The organism is Agromyces excoecariae (assembly GCF_051715505.1).
Lineage (GTDB): Bacteria > Actinomycetota > Actinomycetes > Actinomycetales > Microbacteriaceae > Agromyces.
Window position 1 is genome coordinate 97,412 of record NZ_JBPSLA010000001.1, and the last position, 22,107, is coordinate 119,518.

Annotated in this window: 20 protein-coding genes and 3 tRNA genes; 12 read left to right on the top strand and 11 right to left on the bottom strand. The window is 69.6% G+C overall.

Going from position 1 to position 22,107, the window contains the following annotated elements; genetic code table 11:
• Positions 1-29: 29 nt before the first annotated feature.
• Positions 30-116 (bottom strand) — tRNA-Leu (locus ACSJD1_RS00440).
• Positions 117-424: 308 nt separating this feature from the next.
• On the opposite strand from ACSJD1_RS00440, the gene ACSJD1_RS00445 reads away from it, so the two are divergent.
• The 9 genes from ACSJD1_RS00445 to pknB all read left to right on the top strand — a co-directional run bounded on the left by ACSJD1_RS00445 (position 425) and on the right by pknB (position 12,621).
• Complete coding sequence (locus tag ACSJD1_RS00445; RefSeq protein WP_438854093.1) at positions 425-1,225, top strand: HAD family hydrolase; 801 nt, start codon at positions 425-427, stop codon at positions 1,223-1,225.
• The gene (locus ACSJD1_RS00450) at positions 1,222-3,744 is read left to right on the top strand and encodes a glycoside hydrolase family 65 protein (RefSeq protein ID WP_438853361.1); all 2,523 of its coding nucleotides are present in this window, start codon (positions 1,222-1,224) and stop codon (positions 3,742-3,744) included. Before ACSJD1_RS00445 ends, ACSJD1_RS00450 begins: the two co-directional genes overlap by 4 nt.
• 99 nt (positions 3,745-3,843) lie before the next feature.
• Complete coding sequence (locus ACSJD1_RS00455) at positions 3,844-4,593, top strand: FhaA domain-containing protein (protein WP_438853362.1); 750 nt, start codon at positions 3,844-3,846, stop codon at positions 4,591-4,593.
• Positions 4,590-5,120, top strand: coding sequence for an FHA domain-containing protein FhaB/FipA (locus tag ACSJD1_RS00460; protein WP_438853363.1), 531 nt, complete (start codon positions 4,590-4,592; stop codon positions 5,118-5,120). Before ACSJD1_RS00455 ends, ACSJD1_RS00460 begins: the two co-directional genes overlap by 4 nt.
• 3 nt (positions 5,121-5,123) lie before the next feature.
• Complete coding sequence (locus ACSJD1_RS00465; RefSeq protein ID WP_438853364.1) at positions 5,124-6,356, top strand: PP2C family protein-serine/threonine phosphatase; 1,233 nt, start codon at positions 5,124-5,126, stop codon at positions 6,354-6,356.
• A 61-nt stretch (positions 6,357-6,417) separates the two neighbouring features.
• Complete coding sequence (locus ACSJD1_RS00470; protein ID WP_438853365.1) at positions 6,418-7,749, top strand: FtsW/RodA/SpoVE family cell cycle protein; 1,332 nt, start codon at positions 6,418-6,420, stop codon at positions 7,747-7,749.
• Positions 7,746-9,200 carry a peptidoglycan D,D-transpeptidase FtsI family protein gene (locus ACSJD1_RS00475; RefSeq protein WP_438853366.1) on the top strand — a complete coding sequence of 485 codons (1,455 nt, stop codon included), beginning with the start codon at positions 7,746-7,748 and terminating at the stop codon, positions 9,198-9,200. The genes ACSJD1_RS00470 and ACSJD1_RS00475 overlap by 4 nt, the downstream gene beginning before the upstream one ends.
• A complete protein-coding gene (locus tag ACSJD1_RS00480) occupies positions 9,197-10,888 on the top strand; it encodes a serine/threonine protein kinase (RefSeq protein WP_438853367.1) in 1,692 nt (563 codons plus the stop codon). The genes ACSJD1_RS00475 and ACSJD1_RS00480 overlap by 4 nt, the downstream gene beginning before the upstream one ends.
• Positions 10,889-10,944: 56 nt before the next feature.
• Entirely contained in the window at positions 10,945-12,621 is a 1,677-nt protein-coding gene (pknB, locus tag ACSJD1_RS00485) for a Stk1 family PASTA domain-containing Ser/Thr kinase (RefSeq protein ID WP_438854094.1), read from the top strand.
• A gap of 55 nt (positions 12,622-12,676) precedes the next feature.
• On the opposite strand, the gene ACSJD1_RS00490 is transcribed toward pknB, so the two are convergent.
• Positions 12,677-13,315 carry an anthranilate synthase component II gene (locus ACSJD1_RS00490; RefSeq protein WP_438853368.1) on the bottom strand — a complete coding sequence of 213 codons (639 nt, stop codon included), beginning with the start codon at positions 13,313-13,315 and terminating at the stop codon, positions 12,677-12,679.
• A 245-nt stretch (positions 13,316-13,560) separates the two neighbouring features.
• Here ACSJD1_RS00490 and ACSJD1_RS00495 point away from each other — a divergent pair, with 245 nt between their 5' ends.
• Complete coding sequence (locus ACSJD1_RS00495; RefSeq protein WP_129234281.1) at positions 13,561-13,800, top strand: cell division protein CrgA; 240 nt, start codon at positions 13,561-13,563, stop codon at positions 13,798-13,800.
• Positions 13,801-14,121: 321 nt separating this feature from the next.
• On the opposite strand, the gene ACSJD1_RS00500 is transcribed toward ACSJD1_RS00495, so the two are convergent.
• Both ACSJD1_RS00500 and ACSJD1_RS00505 read right to left on the bottom strand, forming a co-directional pair.
• Complete coding sequence (locus tag ACSJD1_RS00500; protein WP_438853369.1) at positions 14,122-14,979, bottom strand: rhomboid family intramembrane serine protease; 858 nt, start codon at positions 14,977-14,979, stop codon at positions 14,122-14,124.
• A gap of 19 nt (positions 14,980-14,998) precedes the next feature.
• Positions 14,999-15,538, bottom strand: coding sequence for a peptidylprolyl isomerase (locus ACSJD1_RS00505; RefSeq protein ID WP_438853370.1), 540 nt, complete (start codon positions 15,536-15,538; stop codon positions 14,999-15,001).
• A 120-nt stretch (positions 15,539-15,658) separates the two neighbouring features.
• Here ACSJD1_RS00505 and ACSJD1_RS00510 point away from each other — a divergent pair, with 120 nt between their 5' ends.
• Together ACSJD1_RS00510 and ACSJD1_RS00515 are read left to right on the top strand one after the other, a co-directional pair.
• Complete coding sequence (locus ACSJD1_RS00510) at positions 15,659-16,195, top strand: hypothetical protein (RefSeq protein ID WP_438853371.1); 537 nt, start codon at positions 15,659-15,661, stop codon at positions 16,193-16,195.
• A 579-nt stretch (positions 16,196-16,774) separates the two neighbouring features.
• Positions 16,775-17,029, top strand: coding sequence for a hypothetical protein (locus ACSJD1_RS00515; protein ID WP_438853372.1), 255 nt, complete (start codon positions 16,775-16,777; stop codon positions 17,027-17,029).
• Positions 17,030-17,117: 88 nt separating this feature from the next.
• Here the strand turns inward: ACSJD1_RS00515 and ACSJD1_RS00520 are convergent, their stop codons facing one another.
• The 7 genes from ACSJD1_RS00520 to gyrA all read right to left on the bottom strand — a co-directional run bounded on the left by ACSJD1_RS00520 (position 17,118) and on the right by gyrA (position 22,107).
• The gene (locus ACSJD1_RS00520; RefSeq protein ID WP_438853373.1) at positions 17,118-17,561 is read right to left on the bottom strand and encodes an NUDIX hydrolase; all 444 of its coding nucleotides are present in this window, start codon (positions 17,559-17,561) and stop codon (positions 17,118-17,120) included.
• Positions 17,562-17,573: 12 nt separating this feature from the next.
• A complete protein-coding gene (locus tag ACSJD1_RS00525) occupies positions 17,574-18,365 on the bottom strand; it encodes a class I SAM-dependent methyltransferase (protein WP_438853374.1) in 792 nt (263 codons plus the stop codon).
• Positions 18,366-18,478: 113 nt separating this feature from the next.
• Positions 18,479-18,700: a hypothetical protein gene (locus ACSJD1_RS00530; RefSeq protein ID WP_438853375.1), complete on the bottom strand. Its 222-nt coding sequence runs from the start codon at positions 18,698-18,700 to the stop codon at positions 18,479-18,481.
• Between the two features lie 155 nt (positions 18,701-18,855).
• A tRNA-Ala gene (locus tag ACSJD1_RS00535) sits at positions 18,856-18,928 on the bottom strand.
• Positions 18,929-18,969: 41 nt separating this feature from the next.
• Positions 18,970-19,043: transfer RNA gene (locus tag ACSJD1_RS00540), tRNA-Ile, on the bottom strand.
• Between the two features lie 65 nt (positions 19,044-19,108).
• Positions 19,109-19,513, bottom strand: coding sequence for a DUF3566 domain-containing protein (locus ACSJD1_RS00545; RefSeq protein WP_129233062.1), 405 nt, complete (start codon positions 19,511-19,513; stop codon positions 19,109-19,111).
• Between the two features lie 5 nt (positions 19,514-19,518).
• A complete protein-coding gene (gene gyrA, locus ACSJD1_RS00550; protein ID WP_438854095.1) occupies positions 19,519-22,107 on the bottom strand; it encodes a DNA gyrase subunit A in 2,589 nt (862 codons plus the stop codon).

Below are 22,107 nucleotides of genomic sequence, written 5' to 3' on the forward strand. Positions count from 1 at the left end.
ATCCCATCGGGATCGAGCCGTTCTGCTGGTGGTGCGCAAGGGGGGAGTTGAACCCCCACGCCCTTCCGGGCACACGGACCTGAACCGTGCGCGTCTGCCTATTCCGCCACTTGCGCATACCGCTCCGCACACAGGTGCGAACCAGCCAACCGAGACTAACACAGCTGGTCTGCGCGCCCGAATCGAGCGGATGCCGCCGAGCCGTGGCCGCACGCCGGCGGGGAAAGCGGCGCCGACCGGGCGACGAGCACCCTTGGCATCCGCTCGGAACCCGGATCGCATCTCGCGCCGCCGCCGACGTCGGGCTTAGCCTTGCACCACGGCACCGGCGCCCGACCGACACCCCTGATTGAAAGGATCGCCCGTGACCCACCCTCGCGACGCGCATGCGCCCGTCGACCCGCACGACGTCGACCTCGGCGGCATCCGCGGCTGGTTGTTCGACCTCGACGGGGTGCTGACGCCGACCGCGGTCGTGCACATGCACGCGTGGGCGCGGTTGTTCGCGCCGTTCCTCGAGGCGCAGGGTGCGGAGCCGTACCGGGACGCGGACTACTTCGCCTACATCGACGGCAAGCCGCGCTACGACGGGGTCCGGTCGCTGCTCGAGAGCCGCGGCATCCGCCTGCCCGAGGGCGAGGTGTCCGACGCGCCGACGGAGGAGACCGTGCACGGGCTCGGCAACCGCAAGAACGAGGCCTTCAACGCGACCCTCGCCGAGGAGGGCGTCGAGCCGTACCCGGCGAGCGTCGCGCTGCTCGACGCGATCGAGCGTGCGGGCGGCGACGTCGCGGTGGTGTCGAGCTCGAAGAACGCGCCCGCGGTGCTCGAGGCCGCGGGGCTCGCCGAGCGCTTCGAGGTCGTGGTCGACGGCGCCGTCGCCGCACGCGAGGGCATCCTCGGCAAGCCGGCGCCCGACATGTTCGAACGCGCGGCCGCACTGCTCGGCCTCGCACCCGAGGAGTGCGCCGTGATCGAGGACGCCGAGTCCGGCGTGAAGGCCGGCGCGAGCGGGCCCTTCGCGCTCGTCGTCGGCGTCGATCGCGGCGTCGGGCGCGAGGCGCTCACCGAGCTCGGGGCCGACGTGATCGTCGACGAGCTCGACGAGCTCATCCCGGCGCTCGAGCGCGCCGGCGAGACCTCCGCCATCCTCAACGACGCGGCCGACCCCCAGACCCCCACCCCCGGCGCACCCGCCGCCGCAGACGAGGAGGACCGCGCATGAGGTTCGCCGACACCGACCCGCTGAACCGCACGATCTTCCCGATCGACGAGTGGGCGCTCGTCGAGACCGAGTTCGGCGCCGACGACATGGGCCGCACCGAGACGCTGTTCGCCGTCGGCAACGGCTACCTCGGCCTCCGCGGCAACGTCGAGGAGGGCCGCGACGGCCACGTGCACGGCACGTTCATCAACGGCTTCCACGAGACCTGGCCCATCCGCCACGCGGAGGAGGCGTTCGGGTTCGCGCGCGTCGGGCAGACGATCGTGAACGCTCCGGATGCCAAGGTCATCCGCCTCTACGTCGACGACGAGCCGCTCGTCATCACCGAGGCCGAGATCATGGCGTACGAGCGTCGCCTCGACTTCCGGCTCGGCGTGCTGAGCCGACGCATCGAGTGGCGCACGCCGTCGGGCAAGCGCGTGCTCATCACGAGCCGGCGCATGGCGAGCTTCACCGACCGCCACCTCGGCGTCATCGACTACGAGGTCGAGATGCTCGACGCGGATGCCGCGATCACGATCTCGAGCCAGATGCTGAACCGCCAGGACGGTCGCGACGAGTACCGGAGCGGCGTCACCGAGGCGCCGGGCGCGTTCGACCCGCGCAAGGCCGAGACGTTCACCGAACGCGTGCTGCAGCCGCGCGTGCAGAAGAGGTCGGAGGACGGCCGCTATGTGCTCGGCTACCAGACGACGAACTCCAAGATGGCGATCGCCGTCGGCGCGCAGCACTCGATCACGACCGACAACGAGTTCAGCGAGAGCGGCTCGATCGGCGAGGACCTCGCCAAGCACATCTACCGCATCCGCGCGCGGCGCGGCGTGCCGATCCGCATCACCAAGCTGATCAGCTACCACACGGCGCGGAAGGTGCCGGCGCGCGAACTGGTCGACCGCTGCGAGCGCACGCTCGATCGCGGCGGCGAGGTCGGCGTCGCCGAGCTGTTCGCCCAGCAGCGCTCGTGGCTCGAGGACTTCTGGGCCCGCTCCGACGTCGAGATCGCCGGCCAGCCCGAACTCCAGCAGGCGAGCCGGTGGAACCTCTTCCAGCTCGTCCAGGCGACGGCGCGCACCGACGGCGGCGGCGTCGCCGCGAAGGGCGTGTCGGGCTCGGGCTACGGCGGCCACTACTTCTGGGACTCCGAGATCTACGTCATGCCGTTCCTCAGCTACACCGCGCCCATCGTGGCGCGGAACGTGCTGCGCTTCCGGCAGCGGATGCTGGAGCCCGCGCGCGCCCGCGCGCTGGAGCTCAACCAGCACGGGGCCCTCTTCCCGTGGCGCACCATCAACGGGCTCGAATCCAGCGCCTACTACGCGGCCGGGACGGCGCAGTACCACATCGACGCCGACATCGCGTATGCGCTCACGCAGTACGTGGCCGCGACCGGCGACGAGGACTTCCTCGCCCGCGGCGCGATCGACATCCTCGTCGAGACCGCGCGGATGTGGGAGGACCTCGGGTTCTGGCGCACGAACGCCGACGACGTGTTCCACATCCACGGGGTCACGGGTCCCGACGAGTACACGACCGTCGTGAACGACAACCTCTACACGAACGTCATGGCGCGCGCGAACCTCGCGGCCGCGGCATCCGCCGTCGACGACCTGCAGGTGCTCGACCCGCACGCGCACAAGAAGCTCATCGAGCGGCTCGGGGTGACGCCCGCCGAGGTCGCCGGATGGCGCCGCGCCGCCGCGCACATGCACATCCCGTTCGACGAGAAGCTCGGCGTGCACCCGCAGGACGCGGCGTTCCTCGAGAAGGAGCTGTGGGACCTCGAGCACACGCCCGACAACCGGCTCCCCCTGCTGCTGCACTACCACCCGCTCGTCATCTACCGGTTCCAGGTGCTGAAGCAGGCCGACGTCGTGCTCGCCCTCTACCTGCAGGGCCACCGGTTCACGACCGAGGAGAAGCTCGCCGACTTCGAGTACTACGACCCGCTCACGACGGGCGACTCGACGCTCTCGGCGGTCGTGCAGTCGATCATCGCGTCCGAGGTGGGCTACCACGAGCTCGCGCTCCGCTACTTCCGATCGGCCCTGTTCGTCGACCTCGCCGACCTGCACCACAACGCCGCCGACGGCGTGCACGTGGCCTCCACCGGCGGCGTCTGGGCGGGACTGGTGTCCGGTTTCGGCGGGTTCCGCGATCACAACGGTCGGTTCACGTTCGATCCGCGACTGCCGGACGGCTGGGAGCGACTGTCGTTCAAGCTGACGATCCGCGGAATGCGGGTGCGGGTCGACCTGACCGAGGACGCCATCCGGTTCCGGCTCGAGACCGGCGGGCCGGATGCCGAGCTGCTGCTCGGGGTCCGCGGACAGGAGGTCGTCGTGACGGCCGACGCGCCCGTTGTCGTCCCGCTCGACGGGCACGGCGCACGTCGGGTCGGGGCGCCGACGATGCAGAACGTGCGCGGCGCGCGGCGCGCCGACGGCACGCTGCTCACGGCGTCGATCCCGACGCTGTCGCTCGACGTCGACGAGGAGGAGCAGGCCGCGATCTTCGACTGAGTCGAAGCTCTCGGAACCGCATCGTTCCGCCCGGAGCCCGACGCGTTCGCACGGGCTGCGGTTAGCATGTGAGTCGGAAACGCACCGGACGGGAGACCTGTGGGCCTACTGGACAACTTCGAGAAGGGTCTCGAGCGCGCGGTCAACGGCGCGTTCGCGAAGACCTTCCGCTCGGGGCTGCAGCCCGTCGAGATCACCGCCGCGCTGAAGCGGGAGATCGACACCAAGGCCGCGGTCGTCTCGCGTGACCGTGTGCTGGTGCCGAACCGCTTCATCGTGCGGATGTCGCCCGCCGACCACCGGCGCATGGACTCGCTCGGCCCCGCGCTCATCGACGAGCTCACCGACATCGTGCAGAAGCACGCCGCGAACCAGCGCTTCCAGTTCGCCGGCGGCATCTCGATCGCGCTGCACGCCGACCCGGGCCTGGCCGAGGGCATGGTGCAGGTGGAGTCGCAGAACGTGAAGGGCCGGGTCGCGTGGACCCCGGTGCTCGACGTCGACGGCCGGCGCCATCCGATCCTGAAGGGCCGCACGGTCATCGGTCGCGGCAGCGAGGCCGATCTCACGCTCGACGACTCCGGCGCGTCGCGCCGACACGCCGAGGTGCAATGGGACGGCCAGCGGGCCCGCGTGCGCGACCTCGGCTCCACGAACGGCACGCAACTCGACGGGCAGCCCGTGAAGGAATCGGTCCTCGAGCCGGATTCGGTCATCACGATCGGCCGCTCGCGTATCGTGTTCCGGGTGCTCGCCCAAGCCGACCCCACCGACACCGCGGCCGCCCGCCGCGTCGACCCGGCCGCAGACCGTCGCGACGGCGGCGGATTCTGGGGGCCCGAGCGATGAGTGAACTCACGCTGCTCGTCCTGCAGCTCGGCTTCCTGCTGCTGCTGTGGGTGTTCGTGTTCGCCATCGTCTACGCGCTGCGCAGCGACCTCTTCGGCCAGCGCGTCCGCAAGCTGCAGCCCGAGGCCGCGGCCGCAACGCCCGGCCCCGCCCCGGCGGCGAGTGCGACCGCCCCGACCGCCGCGGTCTCGAAGCCCGCGCCGGCACCGTCGGGCGGCGGCGACGCCACCGTCGAGAGCGCCTCGCGCCTGGTCATCACGTCGGGCGCGAAGTCCGGCGCCGAGTTCCCGCTCGGGCGCGACGAGATCACGATCGGCCGTTCGAGCGATTCGGCGATCATCATCCGCGACGACTACACGTCGACGCACCACGCCCGCCTCATGCTCTGGAACGGTCGCTGGATGCTCCAGGACCTCGACTCCACGAACGGCACGTTCCTCAACGGCTCCCGAGTCACCGTGCCGACGCCCATCCCGCTCGGAGCCACCGTCAAGGTCGGAGCGACGACGTTCGAGCTGCGGCGGTAGCCGATGGCCAGCGTCAAGGCGAGCGCGGCGGTCTCGCACGTCGGCCGGGTCCGCGCGAGCAACCAGGACTCGGGCTATGCCGGGCGCCGACTGTTCCTCGTCGCCGACGGGATGGGCGGCCACGCCGGCGGTGACGTCGCGAGTGCGATCGCCACGCGCCGCATCGCCGAGGCCGATGGCGACTACGACTCGTCGGCGGAGGCCGCCGCCGCGCTCGAGTCCGCACTCCTGTCGGCCAACCGCAACCTCGAGGAGACGGTCGCCGAGCACTCCGAGCTGACCGGCATGGGCACGACGACGAGCGCGATGCTCGTGCAGCAGGACCGCGTCGTCATCGCGCACATCGGCGATTCGCGCGTCTACCTGTTCCGCTCGGGCGAGCTCAGCCAGGTCTCCACCGACCACACCTTCGTGCAGCGCCTCGTCGATGCGGGGCGCATCACCGCCGAGGAGGCGATGGTCCACCCGCGGCGTTCGGTGCTCATGCGCGTGCTGGGCGACGTCGAGGCCTCCCCCGAGATCGACACCCTGGTGATCGACACCCACCCCGGCGATCGGTGGATGCTGTGCTCCGACGGGCTCTCGGGCGTCGTCTCCTTCGACGACATCCACGAGATGCTCTCGGCCGACGCCGGTGCGAAGCAGGTCGCCGACCGATTGGTGAAGGCGTCGCTCGACGGCGGCGCCCCCGACAACGTCACGGTCGTGGTCGTCGACATCGGCGACCCGCCCGCCCCGGACACGCCGCCGCTCATCGTGGGATCGGCCGCCGCTCCGCTCGCCTTCGGCACGGCGCCCGAGCCGGCGCGCCGCCCCGGCATCCGCCTCACGCCGTTCCGGCCGCACCCTGTCCAGGAGACGCATTTCGAGCCCGACTCGGAGGAGTACTTCGACGAGCTGATCGAAGAGGACGAGCGCCGACGGCGGCGGCGGCGCATCATGTGGGGCGTCTGGATCACGCTGCTCGTCGGCGCGATCGTCACGGTGACCGCGGTCGGGTACCAGTGGACCCAGACGCGCTACTACGTGGGCGAGTACAACGGTCGCGTCGCGATCTACCAGGGCATCCAGCAGGACCTCGGCCCGATCTCACTGCACCGCCTGCACTCCGAGACCCCCGTCGACATCGCCGACCTGAAGGCGTACGACCAGCAGCGCGTCGTGCAGACGATCACGGCGGGCACCCTCGATGAGGCCATGCGCATCGTGGACCGATTGGAGGAGTCCGTTGACTGACCGAGGCGCGGCCAGTGCGGCCGAGCGCGCCCCCGCGACGGCGAGCGTGCGGCGGATCCGCATGCCCCAGAAGCTGAGGAACCTCGAGCTCGGCCTGCTCATCGTGGCATGCGTGATCAACTCGGGGGCCATCGTCCTCGTGCAGCTCGGCGCCCTCGGCCGGGTCGACACGCAGCTCGTCCTTCTCGGCGCCGGACTCTCGGCGCTGGTGTTCGGCCTGCACATCGCGATGCGCTTCGTGGCGCGCGATGCCGACCCGTTCCTCCTGCCGATCGCGACGGTGCTGAACGGACTCGGCATCGCCATGATCTACCGCATCGACATCGCGTACGGCGACGGCGGGTGGGACAGTGCGGCGGTCCGCCAGATCGTGTGGAGCGTGATCGCGATCGTCGCCGCACTCGCGACGATCCTGCTGATCCGCAACCACCGCACGCTGTTCCGCTACACCTACCTCTCGGGCCTCATCGCGATCGTGCTCCTGCTGCTGCCGCTTATGCCCGGCCTCGGGCAGACGAGGGGCGGCGCTCGTGTCTGGATCGGCATCGGCGACCTCGTCACGTTCCAGCCGGGCGAGATCGCGAAGATCGCCCTGGCGGTGTTCTTCGCCGGCTACCTCGTGCGCAACCGGGACTCGCTCTCGATGGTGGGCCGGAAGTTCCTCGGCATGCGGTTCCCGCGCGGCCGCGACCTCGGTCCGCTGCTGGTCGTCTGGGCCCTGTCGATGGCGGTCATCGTCTTCCAGCGCGACCTCGGCACGGCGTTGCTGTACTTCGGGCTGTTCCTCGTGATGCTCTACGTCGCAACCAGCCGGCTCTCGTGGGTCGTGCTCGGTCTCAGCCTGTTCTTCGCCGGCGCGATCATCGCCAGCCAGACGCTCGACTACGTCAACGGCCGCTTCCAGAACTGGCTGAACGCGTTCGACCCCGCCGTGTACGACGCGCAGGGCGGCTCGTTCCAGCTCGTGCAGGGCCTGTTCGGGCTCGCCAACGGCGGGCTCATCGGCACCGGACTCGGCGAGGGTCGTCCCGACCTCACCCCGGTTCCGCAGTCCGACTACATCATCGCGAGCCTCGGCGAGGAGCTCGGGCTCGCAGGGCTCTTCGCGATCCTGGCGCTGTACGTCCTGTTCGTCGCTCGCGGATTCCGCATCGGGTTCGCCGGGCAGGACGACTTCGGCAAGCTCCTCGGCGTCGGGCTCGCGTTCGTCGTGGCGCTCCAGGTGTTCATCGTCGTGGGCGGCGTGACCCGCGTCATCCCCCTGACCGGCCTCACGACGCCCTTCCTCGCGGCGGGCGGTTCGTCCCTCGTCGCCAACTGGATCATCGTCGCGCTGCTGCTCCGGCTCTCCGACACGGTGCGCAACCACCCGAGGCTGGTGATCGACGGATGAACCGCGAACTCAAGCGGGTGACGATCGTCTCCCTCCTCATGTTCCTCACGCTCTTCGTCGCCTCGACGGTGATCCAGTACGTGCAGGCCGACAACCTCGCCGCCGATCCGCGGAACGCACGGACCCTGTACCAGAGCTATTCGGTCGAGCGCGGTCCGATCCTCGTCGGCGGCGAGCCGATCGCGTTCTCGGAGCCGTCCGACGACGACTACAAGTTCCAGCGCATCTACGCGAACGGGCCGCTGTACGCGCCCATCACCGGGTTCATCCCCGTCAACGGAGAGGCGACCGGACTCGAGGGCTCGCTGAACGCCGAACTCAGCGGCACCTCCGAGTCCCAGTTCTTCGACTCGCTGAACCGGCTCATCTCGGGCCAGGACCCGATGGGCGCCTCCGTCGAGGTCACGATCGACCCCGTCGCCCAGCAGGCGGCGTGGGACGCCCTCGGCGACTACACCGGCGCCATCATCGTGACCCAGCCGAGCAGCGGCCGCATCATCGCCATGGTCACGAAGCCCACCTACGATCCGAACACGCTCGCGGTGCACAGCGGCGAGGAGGTCGACGAGACCTACCAGGGCCTCCTCGAGAACCCGGGTGACCCGCTCTTCAACCGGGCGACCGGTGGCGACATGAACCCGCCCGGCTCGGTCTTCAAGCTCGTGATGACCGCGGCCGCCCTCGAGTCCGGGCAGTACACCCCCGACAGCACCTTCCCGAACCTCGCGGAGTTCACGCTGCCGCAGACGAGTTCGGTGGTCCGCAACTCCAGCGGCGGCACGTGCGGCGGCGGCGCCGAGGTGACCCTCGCGACGGCGCTCCGGCTCTCCTGCAACATCCCGTTCGCCGAACTCGCACTGGAACTCGGTGACAATGCGATCCGGGCGCAGGCCGAGAAGTTCGGCTTCAACTCGAACTTCACGATCCCGAACCCCACCGAGACGAGCACCTACCCGGAGAACCCCGACGAGCCGCAGACCGCGCTGAGCGGCTTCGGCCAGGGCGACGTGCGGGCGACGCCCATGCAGATGGCCATGGTCTCGGCCGCGATCGCGAACGGCGGCATCGTGATGAACCCCGACCTGGTCGAGTCGATCACCGCGCCCGACTTCCGCCCGATCGAGGAGTTCGCCGGCTCCCAGTTCGGGCGGGCCATCAGCGAGTCGACGGCCCGGACGATGACCGAGATGATGGTCAACGGCGTCGAGGACGGCGCCGCGAGTAATGCAAGAATAGACGGCGTCAGCGTGGCCGGTAAGACGGGTACAGCGGAGAACGGCGAGGACGATCCCTACACCTTGTGGTTCACAGGTTTTGCCCCCGCCGACGACCCTCAGTACGCGATCACGGTGCTCGTGGAAGACGGCGGAGGGCTTGGTCAGGAGGGGTACGGCAATCTGATTGCCGCGCCATTGGCGAAACAGGTACTAGAGGCGGTGCTGAACAAATGAGACCGAGTGCTGGGCTCACCTTCGGTGGACGGTACGAGCTGCAGTCCCGGATCGCCATCGGCGGCATGGGCGAGGTGTGGCAGGCCACCGACCTCGTCATCGGCCGCCAGGTGGCGCTGAAGATCCTCAAGGACGAATACCTCGGCGACCCGGGCTTCCTCGAGCGCTTCCGCGCCGAGGCGCGTCACGCCGCGCTCGTGAACCACGAGGGCATCGCCAACGTCTTCGACTACGGCGAGGAGGAGGGCAGCGCCTACCTCGTGATGGAGCTCGTCCCCGGCGAGGCGCTCTCGACGATCCTCGAGCGCGAGCACGTGCTCTCGACCGACAAGGTCCTCGACATCGTCGCGCAGACCGCCGCGGCGCTCCAGGCCGCGCACGCAGCGGGCCTCGTGCACCGCGACATCAAGCCGGGCAACCTCCTCATCACGCCCGACGGCCGCGTCAAGATCACCGACTTCGGCATCGCGCGCATCGCCGACCAGGTGCCGCTCACCGCGACGGGCCAGGTCATGGGCACCGTGCAGTACCTCTCGCCCGAGCAGGCGTCCGGCCACCCGGCGTCGCCGACGACCGACATCTACTCGCTCGGAATCGTGGCCTACGAGTGCCTCGCCGGACGCCGACCCTTCACGGGCGAGTCGCAGGTCGCGATCGCGATGGCCCAGATCAACGAGACCCCGCCCGACCTGCCCGTCACGGTCTCGGAGCCCGTGCGGAACCTCGTCTACTCCTGCATCGCGAAGAACCCGGCCGACCGTCCGCAGACCGCTGCACACCTCGCGCGCGCCGCCACCGCCCTCCGCCGCGGCGACGTCCAGGCGGCCGCCGCGGCCGTGCCGGCGGTGCTCGGCGCCGCGGCCGGCATGACCGCGGCCACGATGCTGATGCCGCAGGCGGGCGCGAACACCGCCGCGACGACGGTGCTGCCGGCGGGCGCGGGCGTGCCGGAGCCTGAGGAGGAGCAGGCTGCCGAGCGCAAGCGGAGCCCGTGGACGTGGCCGCTCATCGTGCTCATCATCCTGCTGGCCCTGGTGCTGATCGGAACGATCATCGCGCTCGCGCTGAACAGCGGCAACAAGCCGGCGGCGAGCACGTCGAGCGGCCCGGCCACCACGACGGCGCCGCCGACGACGACGACCGCGCCGCCGCCCGAGACCACCACCGCAGCGCCGACCACCGAGCAGGTGGACCGCGCCGCGTACATCGGTCGCAACGTCGACGACGTGCGAGGCGAGCTCGAGGGACTCGGTTTCGTGGTCAGCACGCAGGAGGGTGGACCCGCCGCCACCCCGGCTGAGGCCGGCAACGTCACCGACGTCAACCCGAGTGGGCCGGTGCCGATCGGATCGACCATCACGGTCACCTACCTCGGCCAGCCGGAGGCTCCGAGCGCGCCGGGCTCGGCCCCGAGCGTCACGCCGAACCCGGCGCAGCTCGACGCGAGCGGCAAGGCGCTGCTCAGCGTGTCCTGGCCGAAGGCCTCCTGCCCCTCGGGTCAGGGCGACCCGACCGGCTACACCGTCCTGGCCGACGGACTGAACCCCGCGCAGTCGCAGCTTCCCGCGAGCGCGACCAACACGGTCGTCGAAGCCTCGGCCACCGGGAACTACGAGATCTCGTACACGTACACCTGCGCCGGCGGCACGTCCGCGGCCTCGCCCCCCGCTGCGGTCACGGTCAACTGACGCATCCCCGGAACGAGCCCTACACGAACGGAGACACCGTGAACGATGGAGATCGCATGCTCGCGGGTCGGTACCGCGTGGGTGCACTCATCGGGCGCGGCGGGATGTCCGACGTCCACGTCGGCACCGACACGAGGCTCGGTCGGCAGGTCGCGATCAAGCTGCTGAAGCCGCAGCTCGCGACGGATCCGGCGTTCCGCATGCGCTTCCGGCAGGAGGCCCAGTCGGCCGCGCGGATGGCGCATCCGACGATCGTCCGCGTCTTCGATGCGGGCGAGGAGACGGTGACCGACGCCTCGGGGCACGAGGTCCAACTGCCGTTCATCATCATGGAGCACGTCGAGGGGCGCGTCCTCAAGGACATCATCCACGACGGTCCGCTCGACCCCGCCGCCGCCGCTCGCGTCATCGACGGCGTGCTCACCGCGCTCGAGTACTCGCACCGGGCCGGCGTCGTGCATCGCGACATCAAGCCGGGCAACGTCATGATCACGACCGGTGGCCAGGTGAAGGTGATGGACTTCGGGATCGCCCGGGCCGTCTCCGACTCGGCGACGACCGTCGCCCAGACCACCGCGATCCTCGGTACCGCATCGTACTTCTCGCCCGAGCAGGCGAAGGGCGAGACGGTCGATGCGCGCACCGATCTCTACAGCACGGGCGTGGTCCTGTTCGAACTGCTCACGGGTCGCCCGCCGTTCCGCGGCGACACCCCGGTCGCGGTCGCCTACCAGCACGTCAGCGAACGACCGGTCAAGCCGAGCGTGATCAACCCGAAGGTGTCGCCGGCCCTCGACGCCGTCGTCATGCACGCCCTCGCGAAGGACCGGACCACCCGGTACCAGACGGCCGCCGAGTTCCGGGCCGACGTCGAGGCCGCGGCATCCGGCCGGATCCCCGTGCCGAAGAAGACGGATGAGACGGCGCTGTTCTTCGGGACGCCAACGGGTTCGCTCTCGACCTCCGAGTTGGCGCTGCGCCAGCTCACCGAGGACGACACCATGACCCGCACGCAACGACGTCCACCGGCGATCTGGATCTGGTCGGGCATCATCGCGGTCGTCGTCATCGTCGTGGCCGTCATGTACTGGGCATTCAACCTGCAACCGGCGGACACCCTCCCGTCCAACGCGCGCGAGGTCCCCCAGCTGACCGGCTCGACGTGGGAGGAGGCGGCCAACGAGCTGCAGTCGCTCACGCTGCCGCCCACCCGGATGGATCGCGTGAGCGACACCGTCCCGGCCGGCGAGGTCATCGAGACCGAGCCGGCGGCCGGCGAGATCGTCGACACGGGCACGCCGATCAGCGTCTTCGTCTCCACCGGCCGTGAAGCGGTCTCGGTTCCGGACCTGGTCAACGTGCAGCTCGATCAGGCGAAGACGATGCTCACCGATGCCGGCCTGACACCCGGATCCGAGACCCGGCAGAACTCCCCGACGATCGCGGCCGGGATCGTCATCTCGACCGATCCCGCCGGCGGATCGTCCGTGGACCAGGGCAGTGCCGTGAACTTCACGATCTCGTCGGGCAACGTGACCCTGCCCGACCTGACGGGTCAGTCGTTGCAGGCGGCGTCCTCGTACCTCGGCACATCGTCGTTGCAGCTGTCGCCGAAGCCCGTTCCCGACACGAGCTGCGCGTCGCAACCCGGTTCGCCGGTGATCCGGCAGACGCCCGCGCCGGGCGACGTCCCGCAGAAGTCCGAGGTCGAACTCGTCTACTGCGCCGGCTGAGCCGACGGCAGGATGAGCCGACCGTACACCACGACCGCTGGCGCAGCGCGCGGGCTCAGCTCGCGCGCACGAGGGGGTTCAGCGACTGCGCACGCTCCCGCGCCTCGGGAAGCCCGGCGGTCGCGAGCCAGTTGCCGAGCATCCGGTAGCCGCCCTCGGTGAGCACCGACTCCGGGTGGAACTGGACCCCGAGGATCGGCGCCGTCGCGTGACGGAGCCCCATGATGACCCCGCCCTCGGTGCGGCTCGTGACGACCAGTTCGTCGGGCACGGTTCCGTCGACGACCGCGAGCGAGTGGTACCGCGTCGCGGTGAAATGCTGCGGGACACCGTCGTAGAACGGGCTGTCGTCGTGCACGACCTTCGAGGTCTTGCCGTGCATCAGTTCCTCGGCGTTGGTCACGACGGCGCCGAACGCCTCGGCGATCGCCTGGTGCCCGAGGCACACGCCGAGGATCGGCTGCCCGGACGCGAGCGCCGCCTCGACGACCGGGATCGAGACGCCCGCATCGGCGGGCTTGCCCGGACCGGGTGAGATGAGCACGCCGTCGTACTCGGCGATCCGGTCGGCGACCTCGTCGACGGGGATGTCGTCGTTGCGCACGACGTCGGTCTCGGCGCCGAGCTCCTGCAGGTACCCGTTGAGGGTGTACACGAAGCTGTCGTAGTTGTCGATGACGAGGATCCGGGTCATTGCTCCACCGTGGCGTCGATTGGGTTCACGATCCCGTCCGCCAGGGAGGACCCGGGTGGACAGGACGAAGATCGGGCCGGCGCGGATGGCCAGCACGAGGATGACGCGGAACCAAGCCGGTCCCGGCAGGATACGCCACACGGCCGCCAACACGCTCATCGCCGGGACTCCCTCGTCGCCCGCCGCTCCCGTGCGGCCGCATGAGCCGGATCGAAGGCCGAAGTCGGTGCAGTAGAATCTCCGGCATGGCACGCACCAATTCTTCGAAGCCCGCGCGCGCGGAGCAGCCGAGCGGCGAGGACGCGCCGAACCCCGTCTGGTTCAAGCCCGTCATGTTCGGCTTCATGCTGCTCGGCCTGGTCTGGATCATCCTGTTCTACGTCAGCCAGGGTGCGCTGCCCGTGGCCGCGCTCGGCTCGTGGAACATCCTCGTCGGCTTCGGCATCGCCTTCATCGGCTTCCTCATGACCACGCGCTGGCGCTGACGCCGGCCTGAACGACCTCGAGAGCGGGGCGGATGCTGCGGCATCCGCCCCGCTTTCCCCATCTCTGCACAGTGTTATCCACACCTTCCACAGGTTTCTCCACATACTCCACACCCTGTGGAGAGGCGGGTACCGCGGAATTCCGGACGATGTGCAGAATCACACCGGTGTAACTCTCCCCAACTGTGGACAGCGTTGTGGATAACCGTGGCCGTCCGCCCACAGTGACCGGTCCTGCAGGTGTCGCCGAGGCCCCGCGGGGTCGCCGAAGCGGGCGCGCCGGCGGTGCCGGACGTGCCCACGGCTCATGGGCGATGTCGGTCAGAAGAAGAGGAAGTACCGGAGGCTCAGCACGAGCAGCAGAACGACGAGGCCACCGAGCAGGACGAACTGCAGCACGCGCTGGTCGCGTTTGCGCGTCTCGACGTAGATGAGCCCGACGAGGGCGCCACCGATGAGTCCGCCGAGGTGGGCCTGCCACGAGATGTTCCATCCCGGCACAAAGCCGATGACGAGGTTGATCCCGACGAGGATCAGTAGCTGGGTCGCATTCCCCCCGAGACGGCGCTGGATCACGAGGTACGCGCCCATGAGACCGAAGATCGCACCCGAGGCACCGACCACGCTTGTGTTCGGGTCAGCGAGCCAAATCACGCCCACCGATCCCGCCAGCCCGGAGATCAGGTACAGCGCGAGGAAGCGCCATCGTCCCAGCAGATTCTCGAGCAGCTGGCCGAAGATCCAGAGCGTGTACATGTTCAGGAGCACGTGGAAGATCAGGGCGGTGGAATGCACGAGCAGCACCGTGATCATGCGCCACGGCTCGACCTCGAGCACGCCCATCGCGAGCGGCGTGAAGTAAAGCGAGTTGGTGACGGCCCGGCCGAGCCCGGGGATGAGCTGCAGCAGGTAGACGGCCAGCGTGATGCCGATGATGGAATACGTCACCACCGGTGCGCCCCGTCGTGCGGCGGAGCGCACGCGCGTCAGCGCCGCGGGTGCGGTCCGCGGCGCCGACGCGCGCTGCTCGCGCATGCATTCGGGGCAGATGACGCCGACGGGCGCCGGGGTCTGGCACTCCCCGCAGATCGTGCGGCCGCAGCGCTGGCACAGCACGAAGCTCTGCCGATCGGGATGCCGATAGCAGGTGCTCGCGCGCTCGGGCGCCGGGTCGCTCACCGGGGGTCGGGGGTCGTGCTCAGAGCTGCTCGACGGTGATCTTCTCGATCACCACGTCGTCGAGCGGCCGGTCGCGGCCGTCGGTGGGGACCGAGGCCAGCTTCTCGACGACGGCCTGGCTCGCGGCATCCGTCACCTTGCCGAAGATCGTGTGCTTGCCCTGCAGCCACGTGGTCGGGCCGACCGTGATGAAGAACTGCGAACCGTTCGTGCCCTTGCCGCCCTGGATGCCCGCGTTGGCCATCGCGAGGACGTACGGGTCGGTGAAGTCGAGCTCGGGGTGGATCTCGTCGTCGAAGCGGTAGCCCGGCCCGCCGATGCCCTGGCCGAGCGGGTCGCCGCCCTGGATCATGAAGCCGGGGATGATCCGGTGGAACACGACGCCGTCGTAGAGGGGCTCGGTGGTGGTCTGGCCCGTCGCCGGGTGCGTCCACTCGATCTCGCCGGTCGCGAGGCCGACGAAGTTCTTCACGGTCTTCGGTGCGTGGTTGCCATAGAGGTCGACCTTGATGTCGCCGTGGTTGGTGGTGATCGTCGCGACTGCGGTGGGATTCGGCATACCGACGATTCTCTCATGCACGATTCGGCACGGGGCTGGCAACCCCCGGCCTTCCCACCCCACATCCAGCCGGTTCGGTGGCAGGATGGAGGAGTTCGCTGCACAACGATGGAGGTCGAGATGAGCCTGTCACGCAAGCGCCGGAAGGAACTCAAGCGACTGCGCAGCAGTGCAGGGGATCTGTGGGGGAACCAGCAGGACGTGCTGGACCACGCGAGCAAGGTCGCCCGAGAGGCGAGCCGCCAGCTCAACCTGCTCACGCAGGAGGAGGTCGTTCCGCGGGTGCGCACGGGCTACCAGACCTACGTGCGGCCGGGCGTCGACCAGGCCCGGGTGTACGCCCGCAGCGCGGGCGACCAGGTCGAGCGCTCGCTCGGCAGTGCGCTCGGTTCGCTGCTGTCGATCGGCGACATCGCCAACGACACGCGCGTTCGGCGGGCGCTCGAGCGAGTGTCGCCGCGCGCAGCGGCCGAGGTCAGGCGCAAGCAGGGCCCCGGTGTCGGCACCTACCTGGCGATCGGGGCCGGCGTCGTGGCGGCGGCAGGCGTCGCCTACGCGGTCTGGCAGACGTTCCGCGCCGACGACGAGCTCTGGGTCGCCGATGAGGAGCCCGGCACCGCATCCGATGCGGGTGTCGCACCGTCGCCCGTCATCTGATCCCCACGGTTTCCCGAAGGCCCCCATCCGCAACGGATGGGGGCCTTCGTCGTCTCCGCGATCACCCGCGCGGTCGGTGCTCGCACTGAATTCCGGCGGATTCGGAGAATTCCCTTGCGTGTGAGGAGCGAACGACGCTATGGTCGTGACTCGGCCCAGCCGAACACGGCAGAGATCGGCACAGGAGAGGAGGCGAGACCCCATGATGATCCAGCGAATCCAGTCGCCCACTCGCGCGGCGGTCGCCTTCCTCGGCGCACCGTTCGCGGCCTGCTGACTCGCGCCCTACCGCGCTGACCGCGAAGCCATGACGGCTCGCAGCAGGCCTACCGCCTGACGAGGCACGCCCGCGACGCGGGCCAACGCCCGTCCAATCGGCATCCGGTCCCCGGATCACGCGTCCCCGACGGATGCGAGCAGCTCGCCGATCCTCTCCCGCCACGCCTTCCGCGTCTCGCACCGTGTCGCCTCATCGGCGACGGATGCCGCGACGCGACGTTCCGGGAGCCACCACCACGTCACCTCCCGGCGCGTCGCACCCGCGCGCGCCATCCGCCCCACCCGATGAAGGAACACACCGTGAACACCACACTCACCGCCCGCCGTTCGACCTCGCAACAGGTCGCGGCCGGAGCCGGCCGCCTGCAGGAACGCCTCGCACGCCGAGCCGGCCTGGCGCTGCTCGCCTGGAGCCGCGCCGAATCGGAGCGCCGAGCGAGCGCCGAGCGAGCCCTCGCCGGCGAACTCGAGCGAATGTCCGAGCTCCGCAGGGAGGCCGATCGCCTCCGCGACGGGAACTTCAGCACCCTCGCACTCGTGGCCCGGACGCTCTGATCGTCATGAACGCCGCATCCGGACCGATCTCGACGGCCTCGTCCGCTCGCCGGGCGGGGCCGTCGCCCGTCTCCGGTGCCGGCGTCGCTCAGGCGCGCGACGGCGCGCCGTCCGCCGGCTCCTCCGAGTTCATCCGAAGCGCGATCTCGAGCAGGCTCACGCGCTTCAGCGAGGCGACCTCGCCGAGCGGGAACCACCTCGCCTCGTCGCTGGAACCGTCGACCTCGTTCGCCAACTGCCCGCCGACGACGTGCGCGCGGTACACGATGCGCATCGCGTACAACGGCGCCGACCCGTGGTGGCGCTTCGCCGCCGGCACCACCATCGTGTCGATCCCGAGCAGCTTGTCGATCTCGGCGTCGTAGCCGGTCTCCTCACGGATCTCCCGCCGGGCCGCCTCGAGCGGATGCTCCGCCCCCTCGATCCCGCCGCCGGGCAGCGTCCAGGCCGACCGGCCGTGCTCGTTCCAGTGGGAGAGCAGGATCTCGCCGTCCCGGATGATGACCCCGTACGCGGCGATGCGGATGTCCATCCCGCCACTGTATTACCCGGCGATGAGCTCGAGCACTCCCGTCCGCGACTCCGTCGGGGGATGCACCCGAGTGCGCCACCCCGCGCGGCGGGCCTCCGTGGCCGCGACGGGGAGTTGCGCGGCGTGCAGTTCGACGAGCACGGACCCGCCGCGCGCCATCCACCCTCGAGCGGTGCCGATGAGCCGGCGGACCTGGTCGAGGCCGTCGGGTCCGCCCCCGATGAGCGCCTCGGCCGGCTCGTGCTCTCGCGCCTCGCGCGGCATGAGCGCCAGCTCCGGCTCCGGGACGTACGGGGGCACGGCGGCGATCACGGTGCACCTGCCGAGCAGCCGCTCCGGCAGCCCGTCGAGTCCGTCCGAAACGTGCACGCCCGCGCCGGCCGGCAGGTTGCCTCGGGCGATGACGAGCGCGGTCGGCTCCCGGTCCGCCGCGTGCACCTCGACCCCGCCCACGGACGCCGCGACCATCGCCGCGAGGGGCGCGACGCCGCAGTACGCCTCGACCATCACGGGTGTGCGAGCCGCGCGCACACGCCGCACCGCCAGACGGGCGAGCCGCAGGCTGCGCTGGCGCGGGACGAAGACCCCCGATCCGACCGCGAGCCGGAGCCGGCCGAACCGGACCCATCCGACGATCGGCTCCAGCGGCTCGCCCGACGCGCGACGACGCACGAACTGCTCGAGCTCGGCGTCATCCGTCGCGGCATCGACCAGGATCGCCGCCTCGTCCTCGGCGAAGACGCTGCCGGCCGCCCGGAGTCGCGACGCGATGAGGTCGATCCGCGGATCGGAGCGAGGAGGCACTCCCCCAGTCTGGCGCGTCCGGTCGCCGTCCGTGCGAGCGTGGCCGGGGACGCAGGCGGCGGCCCGGAACCGGGTTCCGGGCCGCCGCCGACGGTGCTGAGAAGCCCCGGGCGTCAGTCGCCGCAGAGGCCGCGAGCGATCTCGTTCTTCATCTGCCCGCCGACCGCCTTGACGACCTCGCCGACTCCGGAGAAGCCGAGGGCGCCCTCGGTGTTGATGGTCTTGTGGATCTGGCCGAAGCACGCGGCGTCGTTGGGCGCGGCGTTCGCGGGCGCTGCAGCGAGACCGACCGCTGCGAGACCGACGATGAATCCGGTGGCGAGAATGCGCTTCATTGGACTTCCCCTTCTGTCTGCGGGTGTTCCACCCGATATCCGTTACTTCCGGGATCGGAGCGCGATCGGATGCAGCATCGCCGAAATTCTTCCGACGGGGGGCGACGACAGGGGGAGCGGCCGACGATCGGCGTACCGATCAGGGGACTTGACTGTGGAGCCTAGGAGATTCGAACTCCTGACATCCTGCTTGCAAAGCAGGCGCTCTACCAACTGAGCTAAGGCCCCGTGTCGGATGCCGTGGGCACCCGGTTGTGGAGTTATCGGAGTGGGGATACGAGGACTTGAACCTCGGACCTCTTCGTTATCAGCGAAGCGCTCTAACCGCCTGAGCTATATCCCCGAATTTCGGCCGAAGGACAGACTACCCGAAGGGTTCGGGATCGTGAAATCGAGCCGAGGACGACGTCAGTTGTTGGTGAAACCGACGAGGATGCCGCCCGTGATCTTGACGCTGAGGTTGTACAGCACGGCCACCACCGCGCCGAGCGCGGTGGTCACGACGAGGTTCAGCAGCGACGCCACCACGGCGAAGCCCATGACGTTGCCGACCGACAGGATCGAGCGCAGGTCGGTGCCCGCACCGGCGACGTCCTGCACCAGGCTGTTGAGGTTCTCGAAGAGGCCGGTCGACTGAACGATCGTGAAGACGAGGAACGTCGCGACGATGTTCACGACCGAGAGGCACACGGCCACCAGGAAGGACAGCTTCACCGCCGACCAGAAGTCGATGTACACCAGGCGCAGGCGCACCTGCTTGGCCGGCGGCTTCCGGTTGGACTTGCCGGCAAGTTTCTCGGCGACACTGCTCATGACGCTCACTCCTCTCCCGCGGTCTCCGCCGCTTCGGACTCAGCGGCCTCTTCCACCAGGTTCCGCTCGGAATTCTTCGCGATCGCGATGATGCGATCGTCCGCGACGAACTTCGCGAACACGACGCCCATCGTGTCCCTGCCCTTGGCCGGGACCTCGGCGACGTCAGAGCGTACCACCTTGCCGCTGGCAAGAACCACGAGGACCTCGTCCTCCCGCGCGACGGTCAGTGCGCCCGCGAGGTCGCCGCGATCGTCGCTCAGCTTGGCCACCTTGATGCCGAGACCGCCCCGCTGCTGCTTGCGGTACTCCTCGATCCGGGTGCGCTTGGCGTACCCGCCCTCGGTCACGATGAAGACGTACGTGTTCGCCGCGCTGTGCTTCTGCCCAGACTCGTCCGCCGTCGCATCGGCTGCGTCGTCGCCGTTCGAATGGGGCACGACGGATGCCGCGAGCAGCTCGTCTCCGGATCGGAAGCTCATGCCCTTCACGCCCGAGGTCGAGCGCCCCATCGGGCGGAGCGCGTCATCCGTCGCCTCGAAGCGGAGCGACATGCCCTTCTTCGAGACGAGGAGGATCTCGTCGTGCTCGTCGACCAGCATCGCGGAGACGAGCTCGTCGCCCTCGCGGAGGTTGATCGCGATGACGCCGCGCGAGCGGTTGGTGTCGTATGCGGTGAGCTCGGTCTTCTTCACCAGGCCGTCTCGCGTGGCGAGCACCAGGTAGCGCGCGACCTCGTAGTCACGGATGTCGAGGATCTCGGCGATCTCCTCGTCGGGCTGCAGTTCGAGGAGGTTCGCGACGTGCTGGCCCTTCGCGTCGCGGCCGGCCTCCTGGATCTCGTAGGCCTTCGCGCGGTACACGCGGCCCATGTTCGTGAAGAAGAGGAGCCAGTGGTGCGTGGTCGTCACGAAGAAGTGGTCGACCACGTCGTCGGCGCGCAACTGCGCGCCCTTCACGCCCTTGCCGCCGCGGTGCTGCGAACGGTAGTTGTCGCTGCGCGTGCGCTTGATGTACCCGCCGCGCGTGACGGTGACGACCATCTCCTCCTCCGGGATCAGGTCCTCCACCGACATGTCGCCGTCGAAGCCGGGCACGATGTGCGTGCGGCGCTCGTCGCCGAACTTGTCGACGATCTCGCGGAGCTCGTCGGCGATGATCGTGCGTTGGCGCTCCGGCGTCGCGAGGATGTCGCGGTAGTCGGCGATCTGGCGCTCGAGCTCGGCGGCCTCGTCCATGATCTTCTGGCGCTCGAGTGCGGCGAGGCGGCGCAGCTGCAGCTCGAGGATGGCGCGAGCCTGGAGCTCGTCGATGTCGAGGAGTTCGATGAGGCCGTCGCGCGCGTCTTCCGCGGTCGCGGAACGGCGGATCAGCGCGATGACCTCGTCGAGCGCGTCGAGCGCCTTGAGGTAGGCGCGCAGGATGTGCATCCGCTCCTCGGCCTTGCGCAGCCGGAACTCCGTGCGGCGCACGATGACCTCGACCTGGTGGTCGACCCAGTGCGAGATGAACCCGTCGATCGACAGCGTGCGAGGCACCCCGTCGACGATCGCGAGCATGTTCGCGCCGAAGTTGTCCTGCAGCTGCGTGTGCTTGTACAGGTTGTTCAGCACGACCTTGGCGACGGCGTCGCGCTTCAGCACGATCACGAGGCGCTGGCCGGTGCGGCCCGACGACTCGTCGCGGATGTCGGCGATGCCCGCGAGCTTCCCGTCCTTCACGAGGTCGGCGATCTTGATCGCGAGGTTGTCGGGGTTCACCTGGTACGGCAGCTCGGTGACGACGAGGCAGGTCCGACCCTGGATCTCCTCGACGTTCACGACCGCGCGCATCGTGATCGAGCCGCGGCCCGTCCGGTACGCGTCGTGGATGCCCTTGACGCCGAGGATCTGCGCGGCCGTCGGGAAGTCGGGACCCTTGATGCGCTGGATCAGCGCGTCCTGCAGCTCCTCCCGGGTGGCATCCGGGTTCTCCAGCGCCCACAGTGCGCCGTCGGCGACCTCGCGCAGGTTGTGCGGAGGGATGTTGGTGGCCATGCCCACCGCGATGCCCACCGAGCCGTTGACGAGCAGGTTCGGGAACCGGCTCGGGAGGACCGTGGGCTCCTGCGTGCGGCCGTCGTAGTTGTCCTGGAAGTCGACGGTCTCTTCCTCGATGTCGCGCACCATCTCCATGGCGAGCGGCGACATCTTCGTCTCGGTGTACCGGTGGGCGGCCGCGCCGTCGTTGCCGGGCGAGCCGAAGTTGCCCTGGCCGAGCGCGAGCGGGTACCGCATCGACCACGGCTGCACGAGACGGACGAGCGAGTCGTACACGGCACTGTCGCCGTGCGGGTGGAACTGGCCCATGACGTCGCCGATGACGCGCGTGCACTTCGAGAAGGCACGGTCGGGGCGGTACCCGCCGTCGTACATCGTGTAGATCACACGGCGGTGCACCGGCTTGAGGCCGTCGCGGACGTCGGGCAGCGCGCGACCGATGATGACGCTCATCGCGTAGTCGAGGTACGAGCGCTGCATCTCGAGGTGCAGGTCGACCTGGTCGATGCGTCCGTGGATGCCGAAGCCCTCGCCGTCGCCGATGCCCGGGTCGAT